The following is an 8755-nucleotide window of genomic DNA, read 5'->3' on the forward strand; positions in this document are numbered from 1 at the left end:
GGGTGGGCAGTATCTCACCTGAATTTTCGGCGGTGCGGGGGCCCAGGCTCTGTGACCGGGAGCAATACGACCGAAACGAACAGGAATAAGCGCCCAGCCGCTGCGTCGTCCGGCTCAGGTGATCCCGGTCACATCCTCACCAGACCGAGGCCGGCAAAAGCCAAGGCGATTCCTGAGGCGATGGTTCGCGCCTGGTTCCAGAACTGCCATCGTTGTGAATGGTCCTGCCAGATATGGCGCGCAGTCTCGATATCGTCGGGAATGGCGTTTGCGGCCAATGCCTCGTTCATTGGCACGTTCACCGTCAATGTGAGGAAAAGGCCTGATGTCAGATAGACGAGCGCCGCCGCCGAGAACCAAAACGCAGGCGACTTGCGGCCATCGGAACGCATCGCGGCAGCCGTGAGCCCCAGGACGACCGGCGTCAGAAAGAATGCCGGAAAGAACACGGCGTTGCGAACCGACGCATTCATCGCTTGCATTGCCTCGATTGCCACGCGCGGATCAGTCTGATCGAGGCCCCACATTGTGGAGCAGACCCAAGCGTAGAAAAATCCAAAAATCGCTCCGCAAAAGATGATCGATGTGATCGACAGTCCTACCACTATCCCAGGCATCGCTGCTTCCACCAAACCGTATCGCCGTGTACGCTTTTACATATGCGTACAAACGTGTACGGTTCTGGTCAAGCAGTTTCGGTGGTTGGCATTTGGCAGTTTCGGAGATTGGAATGCGCGAGGACACCAAGGCTGCGCGTCGAGCACAGATCGAGAGGGCAGCCTACAAGCTTCTTAAGGAGAGAGGCTATGGCGGGACTTCCATGCTTGGCATAGCCAAAGAGGCAAAGGCGTCAAACGAAACTCTCTATCGCTGGTATGGCGACAAGAAGGGCTTGTTCAAGACGATGGTCGAGAACAATGCAAGGACGACGAGAGCGGCACTGGATGCGGCAATCAGGGACGAAGCCGATCCTCTGGTAACCCTTGAGGATGTTGCTCCGATCCTCCTTTCGATGCTGCTTGGCGAGCGGGCAATTTCCCTTAACCGCGCGGCTGCTTCTGACGAAAGTGGCGAATTGGGTGCGACGATTGCCGCAGGTGGTCGCGATTCGGTATTCCCGCTGATCGAGAAACTGATCCAGCGCGGCTTGGAGAGCAGCGCGCTCGCCGCGCCATCTGCACGCATCGCGGCCGATTGGTTCTTGAATCTGCTGATCGGTGATCTGCAGATCCGGCGGGTCATTAGCACGCTGCCCGTTCCTTCAGACAAGGATGTCCATTCGAGAGTGGTTGCCGCGATCAGTGCATTTAGAAAGCTCTGCAGCACATGACGGCAAAATTGCTCGATCTGTGGTTATGCATAGGGCGAGCAGGAATAGGTCGGTTTCCAAGGCCATGCATGCAGGCTTGGCGCTACGCGGCGACCCTGACCGGCTCGAAGTCTATGTCGAGAACCGAATCCAACTGCCGGTCCATGAAACGCTCAGGGATGCTCTTCACCAGCAAGTTGCGGAGAGGGACGACAATCGGGTTCCGCAATTGCGCAACTCCGGCGTAAAAACGCGATTCGGATGCAACGCGATGCGCCCTTTCGAGGCGACGCTTGTCATATTCGCGGATTGCCTGCCCGATCGGATGCCGTCCGAACAAAGCCGCAAGCACCGCCGCGTCTTCAATCGCGAGTCCCGCTCCCTGTCCCAGATCAGGGGTGACGGCATGGGCGGCATCGCCAAGCAGGACCACCCTGCCGCGGGTGAACGCAGGCATTGGGTCGAGATCGAGAATGTCCGTCCAGATCATCGAGCCGGCAGGTGTCCGATCGAAGATTTCCGGAATCGGATCGTGGAAACCGGAAAACATTGCGCGCACCTCGGCAAGATCGGCCTGCGCCAGTTTGGGATCGCCGACGCGGTCGGCGCCGCTGCAGGCAAACCAGTAGACTCTTTCGCCGGGAACCGTCGCCAGGCCGATCCGTTTGCCGGCGCCCCAGCTCTCGGTCAGGCGGGTGGGGTCCATTCCTTGTGGAAGGCCTGGCGCGATTGCGCGCCAGCAGACATAACGCGCGAAGCGCTCCCTCGATTGCGGAAACAGCGCCTTGCGAACCACGGAGTGAATGCCATCGCAGGCGAGCACCAGATCGCTCTCCACGCTCTCCTCATTCGCGAAGCGTAGAACGATGCGATCACCCAAGTCACGTGCATCGACGCACTCCATATCGGTGTGAATTATCGAGTGGGGTAGCTGCGAAAGAAGGGCCTTGTGAAGGTCGCCTCGGTGCAGCACAGCCATGCTGAGATGACCGTATCGCTGGCTAAAGCGCTGAAAATCCGTCGATTGAAGAACCTGGCCTTTGTCGTCAAGAAGGTCGAGCCGGTGTATCGCCTGCGCATTGGCCACAACCGCATCGTAAAGCCCAAGCGTGCGCAGAGCCCGAAGCGCGTTGGCGCTCAGGCTGAGACCTGCGCCCAAAGGCTTCAATTCGCTCGCCTGCTCGAAAATCTCGACCTCCCAGCCGAGGAGCCGAAGCCCCTTGGCAATCGAAAGTCCCGCAATCCCGGCGCCAACGATGACTGCCCGCATGACCTCCATCCCTGAGAATTCTGAGTAGCGCTGTGATTGGTGTATCCAATCCTGGCCTCGTTCTTAACGAGCGCCTTACAGCGCGAGTTCCCATCGAGTTGCCATTTCGCGCGGCCTGACTTGGGAGAAAGCCGAGGTCCAACCCAAGCTTCACCCTATCGTGGCGTCGTCCTCGATCTTCCTCGCTTCCTTCATGTTGGGAAGAAAAACCGTCAGCAGCCCGAGCAGCGGCAAATACGAGCAGACCTGAAAGACGAAATCGATGCCTTTCATGTCGGCGACGACGCCGAGCACGGCGGCGGCGATGCCGCCCATGCCGAAGGCGAAGCCGAAGAAGATGCCGGCGATCATGCCGACGCGACCCGGCACCAGTTCCTGGGCGAAGACGACGATGTTCGAGAAGGCCGAGGACAGGATCAGGCCGATCAGCACGGTCAGCACCATCGTCCATTCGAAATTGGCGTAGGGCAGGGCCAGCGTGAAGGGCAGGACACCGACGATCGAGAACCAGATCATCGGCTTCTGTCCGTAGCGGTCGCCGAACGGGCCGCCGAGCAGGATACCCAGCGCCGAGGCGCCGAGGAACAGGAACAGCATGACCTGCGACATCTGCACCGAAACGCCGAATTTATCGATGGCGTAGAAGGTGTAGTAGCTGGCGAGGCTGGCGACGTAGGCGTTCTTGGTCAGCACCAGCAAGGTCAGCACCGCCAGCGCGCCCATCACCTTGCGGCGCGGAAAGGGCGAGACGAAACTCGCCGCCTTGCGGTTGGCGAGCGAGGCGCGAAGACGGCTGTACCAGCCGCCGACCCGCCACAGCACGATGATGCCGATCAGCGAGCCGACGGCAAACCACGCTATGCTGGTCTGGCCGAAGGGCACGACGATGAAGGCAGCCAGCAGCGGCCCTATGGCTTGGCCGAGATTGCCGCCGACCTGGAACAGCGATTGCGCCAGGCCGAACCTGCCGCCCGAGGCGAAACGGGCGATGCGCGAGGATTCCGGGTGAAAGATCGCCGAACCGATGCCGATCAGCGATGCGCCGATCAGCAGCAGCGAATAATGCCCGGCATAGGCCAGCACGATCAGGCCGATCAGCGAGGCCGCCATGCCGTAAGGCAGCGAATAAGGCATCGGCCGCTTGTCGGTGACCATGCCGATCAGCGGCTGCAGCAATGAGGCCGTCACCTGGAAGGTGAAGGTCAAAAGGCCGATCTGCCAGAAATCGAGACCGTAATTATCCTTCAGCAGCGGATAGATGGCCGACAGCAGCGACTGCATGATGTCGTTGACACAATGGCAGAAGCTCACCGCAAGGATGACTGTGAAGGCCGTCGCTTGCGCAGAAGCGTGGCTGGCCGGCGCAGGCGTGGCGACGGTGGTGGCTGTCGTGTCGGTCAAGGCGTGCTCCGTGGCCTTTTTGGCGGGCGCTCCCGCAGGCGTAGCCGGTTGCCTTATAAGTCACTTGCCGGGCGACTTCTTTCGTGGTTTGGTCCAATAGTTTCGCGAGTGGGCCATTACCCAATGCCGCACGGCAATGAAATCTTCAAAGCTGGCGACACCGATCTCGGGCAGTTGCATGAGCGCCGCTGGCAGTGGCTGGAGCAGGCCGTCGGGCCGGCGGTGGCCCTGCCGACCGAATATCCCGACGGCTACCACGTGCCGCAGCACCGCCATAACCGCAGCCAGTTGCTGCATGCGCTTGTCGGCGTGGTGCTGGTGACGACGCGACATGGGCGCTGGATGGTGCCGCCCGATCATGCCATGTGGATTCCCGCCGGCACCGAGCATTCCGTCGAGATGCTTGGCGACGTCAGCATGCGCTCGGTCTATGTGATGCCGGACGCTATTGCGGGGCTGCCGCATGGCTTACGCGTCGTCGGCATCACCGATCTGATGCACAGCCTGATTGTGGAATCGGAAAAGTTGCCACAGGGCGGCGAGTTGGAGGGGCGCGGCGGGTTGATCATGAGCCTCCTGCTGCATGAAATCCCGAGCCTGCCGGAACGGCCGCTCGGCCTGCCTTTTCCTTCAGATCCAAAGCTTGCGGCGCTGTGCCGGCGCTTCGTCGCAGCACCCTCGCCGCATGCGACGATCGACGAATGGGCCGATATCGTCGGCATGAGCCGCCGTTCCTTTACGCGTGCCTTTCATCGCCAGACCGGATTGTCGCTATCGACGTGGCGCCAGCAGGCCTGCCTGTTCGCGGCCTTGCCGCGGCTGGCGGACGGCGAGCCGATCACCAGGGTGGCGCTTGATCTCGGCTATGACAGCGTGCCGGCCTTCATCACTATGTTCAAGCGCATGCTGGGAGCATCGCCGCGCGGCTATATGCGCGGCGCGCGGGATGCCGGCGAAGGCGTTCGCCGGCCCAATGTGCCGGCGCGGGTCCTGTAGCCTAGGAGTGGCGCGCCCGATGGTGGGCTTTGATAATGCGGGAGCATCCCTATCGAGGGCTGAAAATCGTTTCGTGGTCGGTGCGCTAGTCGAATAGGCTCGACACCGATTCCTCGGTCGCCGTGCGCGAGATCGCCTCACCCATTAGGTCGGCGATGGAGATGACGCGGATGTTGCTGGCGTCGAGCACCGCCTGGGTCGGCTGGATGGAATCTGTAATGACCAGTTCCTGCAGCTTCGAGGCGCCGATGCGGGCGATGGCGCCGCCGGACAAAACGCCGTGGGTGGTATAGGCGGTGACGCTGGTGGCGCCGCCGGCAAGCAGCGCATCGGCCGCATTGCACAAGGTACCGCCCGAATCGATGATGTCGTCGATCAGCAGGCAATCCTTGCCGCGCACGTCGCCGATGACGTTCATGACTTCCGATTCACCGGGGCGCTCGCGACGCTTGTCGACGATGGCAAGCTGGGCATCGATGCGCTTGGCGAGCGCACGGGCGCGGACCACGCCACCGACATCCGGCGACACGACCATGACATTGGCAAGCTGCTTGTATTTCGCCTTCACGTCGCGGGCCATGACCGGCACTGAAAACAGATTGTCGGTCGGGATGTCGAAAAAGCCCTGGATCTGGCCAGCATGGAGATCCAGCGTCAGCACGCGATCGACGCCCGCCCGCGTGATCATGTTGGCGACCAGCTTGGCCGAGATCGGCGTGCGGCCCGAGGCGCGGCGGTCTTGCCTGGCATAGCCGAAATAGGGAATGACCGCCGTGATGCGCTTGGCCGATGAGCGCATGAAAGCGTCGATCATGATGAGCAGTTCCATCAGGTGATCGTTGGTCGGGAACGAGGTGGACTGCAGGATGAAGACATCCTCGCCGCGCACATTTTCCTGGATCTCGACGAAGATCTCCTGATCGGCGAAGCGCCTGACGCTGGCTTTGCCCAGCGGGATGTTGAGATAGCGGGCGACCGCTTCGGCCAGCACTCTGTTGGAATTGCCCGCGAAAAGCTTCATGCACCGTTCCTGGTGAAGGATGGAGACTCTGGCAGACTCTCTTGAGCCTCTTAAGTCGGGCTTTTAGCGGCCCGTGCTGGTATTGCAAGCGTCGTGATCGGGAATCCGCCGGCTAATCTCAATAAACGTTTACGGCGAGGGCAGCCTGCAACGTGTCAGCCCGCCTGACCGCCAAGCCATGTGGCAAACTGGTCGATCGTCTGATCGGCGATCGCCTGCATGGTCTCCGGCGCGACAGCAGCCCAGCCTTCGCCACCATTGACCGACGGTGCCTTCTGCTGGCCGTTGATGCGATGCAGCCGGTTGCCTGCCGGGTCATAGACGTCCCAGACATAGATGACGGTGGTATCCTTACCTTCCGACATCGTCGAGAAATAGCCTTTCAGCACGTGCGTTGGGGTCTGCCCGGCGCTGCCTGCCAAGATGATGCCGCGCTGCTTGGCTCGCGTCTGAAGCTCCGCGGTCAACGGTGTGGCGGCTTCTACCGACGCGCCGACGATCGGCGCCACCTGCAGGCGGGTTCGTGCGATGACGGCGGCGCTTTTTGCGGGCGGCACGGTCGTGGTTGCGGGCTGTGCAGGGGCGGAAGGTTGTGCCGTCGCGGAAGGCTGCGGTGCTGCAGCCGTGCCGGTTGCGGGCACGGCCTGTGTCGACTGCGGGGCTATGGCCGAGGGTTCGAGAACGTCCTTCGCATTGGTGCAGGCGGCCAACGCCAGCGCCGCGAGCAATGACACGGTCGTCACATGCGATCGCCTCATTTGCCTCAAAACTCCTTGGCGATGAACGCCCTTTGAATCCCTATCATTATGGATTCACTGCACGATCAAGTCGAGATCATGGCGGGACAGCGGCTTCGGCTGCGATTCGGTCGTCAGATAGGTGCGGCCAAGCGTCATCGCGGTCTCGGTTTCGGAGTCCATGATGATCATGTGGGCGAACAGCGTCATGTTTGGCGCGATGGGCTCGGGATTGCCCTGATAAAACATCGGCATGTCCATCCATGACGGAGTGAAGCGGGCGCCGAGCGAATAACCGCAGGCATTGAGACGGTGCTTGGTCAAATTGTGCGCCTCGAGTGTGCGGGCATGCGCGTCGAACACATCGCCGAAGGTATTTCCGGGCGTCATCGCCTTCTCGACGGCCAGAAGCGCGGCGCGCGCCGCATCGAACAGTTCCTGGTGACGTTTCGACACTTTGCCGGTCAGCACCGTGCGCATCATCGCCGCATGATAGTGGTGGAAGACGCCGGCCCATTCGAGCGTCAGCTGGTCGTTCTTGGTCAGCTTGCGGCGGCCGGCCTTGTAGCGGCAAAGCAGTGCGTCCACCCCCGAGCCGATGATGAACTCATTGGCCGGATAGTCGCCGCCACCAGCAAAGATTGCGCCCTGCATGGCGGCAAGGATCAAGGCTTCGTCGCCACCCTGCTTGATCAGTGGCAGGGCCGCGTCCAGCGCGTCGTCAGCGAGGCTCGCGGCCTTTTCCGCCTTGGCGATCTCGGCCGGGCTCTTGAACAGGCGCAGCCGGCTCACGATGCCGGAAGCGTCGGCGATCTGGCCAAAGGTTTGCAATTGTTCGTCCAGGCGCCGGCCATTGTAGGCGGTCAGGCCGTGGGTGTCGTATTCGACGCCGATGCGGGCGCCGAGCAGGTCGAGGTCGTTGAGCAAATTGCGCAGGTCAATCGCCGGATTGGCGCCGTCGCGGTCGGTCCACAGCACGATGTTGTCGATGATCGAGGTGTGGCGCGCCTGGCGCAGATCGGCCGAGCGCGTCAGCAGGATCATCGAACCGTCTGCCTTCACCACCAGGCACTGGAAGAAGCAGAAGCCGAACGTATCGTAGCCGGTCAGCCAGTACATGCTCTCCTGCGCAAACAGCAGGACGGCATCGAGCTTCTTTTCGGCGATCTCGATCATCAGCCGATCGCGCCGCGCGTCAAATTCCGACCGTTCGAAATGCAGCGCCATTATTCTGTCTCCAAAACGATTGCCGAAATCTGCCGCCCGTAATCCGGCTCGTTGCGATGCGTGGTGCGCCGGTAGGAATAGAACAGATCCTCCTCGGCGTAGGTGCAGCGGCTAAGCCCGTCGGCGGTGACGCCAGCCCGGCTTAGCCGATCGACCGTATAGAGGTTCAGGTCGAACATTGCATGTCCCGACTTCGCCGACGGCGCGAAGTAGCGGATGTTGTTGGCATCGGCCTCGACGAAGCGGGCGACGAATTCCGCCCCGACCTCATAGTTTTCTGGGCCGATGGAAGGACCGAGAACGGCGACGATGCGCTCGCGCCGGGCGCCGAGGCCTTCCATCGCTGCAATGGTATTTTCCAGCACGCCTGACAAGGCGCCCTTCCAGCCGGCATGGGCCGCACCGATGATACGCGCCTCCACATCGGCGAACAGGACCGGTCCGCAATCGGCGGTCGAGGCGCCGACGGCGATGCCCGGCCGGTCGGTGACGATGGCGTCGGCCCTTGGCCGCTCGCCGGGAAAAGGCTCCCTGGCGATGACGACGTCGGGCGAATGGATTTGGTGGGCGGTCAAGAGATGGGTTGAAGGCACGCCCATCCAGTCGGCGACGCGGCGGCGGTTCTCGGCTACCTGCGTCTGGTCGTCGCTCGAGCCGGTGCCGATGTTGAGGCCCTGATAGATGCCGCTGGAGACGCCGCCGACGCGGGTGAAATAGCCGTGGCGAATGCCTTGCGCCCGCGCCTTCTCCAGCAAGTGCGACCGAACGGGATCCGGTTAGGTCTGATTCAGCAT

At 61.8% G+C, this 8755-nt stretch carries 9 protein-coding genes; 2 read left to right on the plus strand and 7 right to left on the minus strand.

What is annotated here, in order from left to right; genetic code table 11:
* Positions 1 to 128: 128 nt before the first annotated feature.
* The gene (locus EOB36_RS31785) at positions 129 to 473 is read right to left on the minus strand and encodes an anthrone oxygenase family protein (protein ID WP_348631846.1); all 345 of its coding nucleotides are present in this window, start codon (positions 471 to 473) and stop codon (positions 129 to 131) included.
* A gap of 257 nt (positions 474 to 730) precedes the next feature.
* On the opposite strand from EOB36_RS31785, the gene EOB36_RS31790 reads away from it, so the two are divergent.
* A complete protein-coding gene (locus tag EOB36_RS31790) occupies positions 731 to 1330 on the plus strand; it encodes a TetR/AcrR family transcriptional regulator (RefSeq protein WP_128286448.1) in 600 nt (199 codons plus the stop codon).
* An 82-nt stretch (positions 1331 to 1412) separates the two neighbouring features.
* Here EOB36_RS31790 and EOB36_RS31795 read toward each other — a convergent pair whose 3' ends face one another.
* Together EOB36_RS31795 and EOB36_RS31800 are read right to left on the minus strand one after the other, a co-directional pair.
* Positions 1413 to 2588 (minus strand): FAD-dependent monooxygenase, encoded by a 1176-nt coding sequence (locus EOB36_RS31795; protein WP_348631847.1) that lies wholly within the window; start codon positions 2586 to 2588, stop codon positions 1413 to 1415.
* 141 nt (positions 2589 to 2729) lie between these two features.
* Positions 2730 to 3980, minus strand: coding sequence for an MFS transporter (locus tag EOB36_RS31800; protein WP_164897673.1), 1251 nt, complete (start codon positions 3978 to 3980; stop codon positions 2730 to 2732).
* A 123-nt stretch (positions 3981 to 4103) separates the two neighbouring features.
* On the opposite strand from EOB36_RS31800, the gene EOB36_RS31805 reads away from it, so the two are divergent.
* The gene (locus EOB36_RS31805) at positions 4104 to 4976 is read left to right on the plus strand and encodes a helix-turn-helix transcriptional regulator (RefSeq protein WP_128286451.1); all 873 of its coding nucleotides are present in this window, start codon (positions 4104 to 4106) and stop codon (positions 4974 to 4976) included.
* An 85-nt stretch (positions 4977 to 5061) separates the two neighbouring features.
* On the opposite strand, the gene EOB36_RS31810 is transcribed toward EOB36_RS31805, so the two are convergent.
* The 4 genes from EOB36_RS31810 to pgeF all read right to left on the minus strand — a co-directional run bounded on the left by EOB36_RS31810 (position 5062) and on the right by pgeF (position 8716).
* Positions 5062 to 5997, minus strand: a complete 936-nt coding sequence (locus EOB36_RS31810; RefSeq protein WP_065011960.1) for a ribose-phosphate pyrophosphokinase — start codon at positions 5995 to 5997, stop codon at positions 5062 to 5064.
* Between the two features lie 155 nt (positions 5998 to 6152).
* The gene (locus EOB36_RS31815; RefSeq protein ID WP_127205365.1) at positions 6153 to 6755 is read right to left on the minus strand and encodes a hypothetical protein; all 603 of its coding nucleotides are present in this window, start codon (positions 6753 to 6755) and stop codon (positions 6153 to 6155) included.
* Between the two features lie 54 nt (positions 6756 to 6809).
* Complete coding sequence (locus EOB36_RS31820; RefSeq protein ID WP_095488843.1) at positions 6810 to 7961, minus strand: Xaa-Pro peptidase family protein; 1152 nt, start codon at positions 7959 to 7961, stop codon at positions 6810 to 6812.
* Complete coding sequence (pgeF, locus tag EOB36_RS31825; RefSeq protein ID WP_245467954.1) at positions 7961 to 8716, minus strand: peptidoglycan editing factor PgeF; 756 nt, start codon at positions 8714 to 8716, stop codon at positions 7961 to 7963. The genes EOB36_RS31820 and pgeF overlap by 1 nt, the downstream gene beginning before the upstream one ends.
* Positions 8717 to 8755: the final 39 nt, after the last annotated feature.

Origin of the sequence: Mesorhizobium sp. M6A.T.Cr.TU.017.01.1.1 (assembly GCF_004023115.1) — a bacterium.
GTDB classification, from domain to species: domain Bacteria; phylum Pseudomonadota; class Alphaproteobacteria; order Rhizobiales; family Rhizobiaceae; genus Mesorhizobium; species Mesorhizobium mediterraneum.

What these genes read in the sequence shown, in the direction of transcription:
- EOB36_RS31785 (WP_348631846.1), bottom strand. Translation starts at nt 473, where the DNA reads ATGAATGCGTCGGTTCGCAACGCCGTGTTCTTTCCGGCATTCTTTCTG.
- EOB36_RS31790 (WP_128286448.1), top strand. Translation starts at nt 731, where the DNA reads ATGCGCGAGGACACCAAGGCTGCGCGTCGAGCACAGATCGAGAGGGCA.
- EOB36_RS31820 (WP_095488843.1), bottom strand. Translation starts at nt 7,961, where the DNA reads ATGGCGCTGCATTTCGAACGGTCGGAATTTGACGCGCGGCGCGATCGG.
- EOB36_RS31805 (WP_128286451.1), top strand. Translation starts at nt 4,104, where the DNA reads ATGCCGCACGGCAATGAAATCTTCAAAGCTGGCGACACCGATCTCGGG.
- EOB36_RS31810 (WP_065011960.1), bottom strand. Translation starts at nt 5,997, where the DNA reads ATGAAGCTTTTCGCGGGCAATTCCAACAGAGTGCTGGCCGAAGCGGTC.
- EOB36_RS31815 (WP_127205365.1), bottom strand. Translation starts at nt 6,755, where the DNA reads ATGAGGCGATCGCATGTGACGACCGTGTCATTGCTCGCGGCGCTGGCG.
- EOB36_RS31795 (WP_348631847.1), bottom strand. Translation starts at nt 2,588, where the DNA reads ATGGAGGTCATGCGGGCAGTCATCGTTGGCGCCGGGATTGCGGGACTT.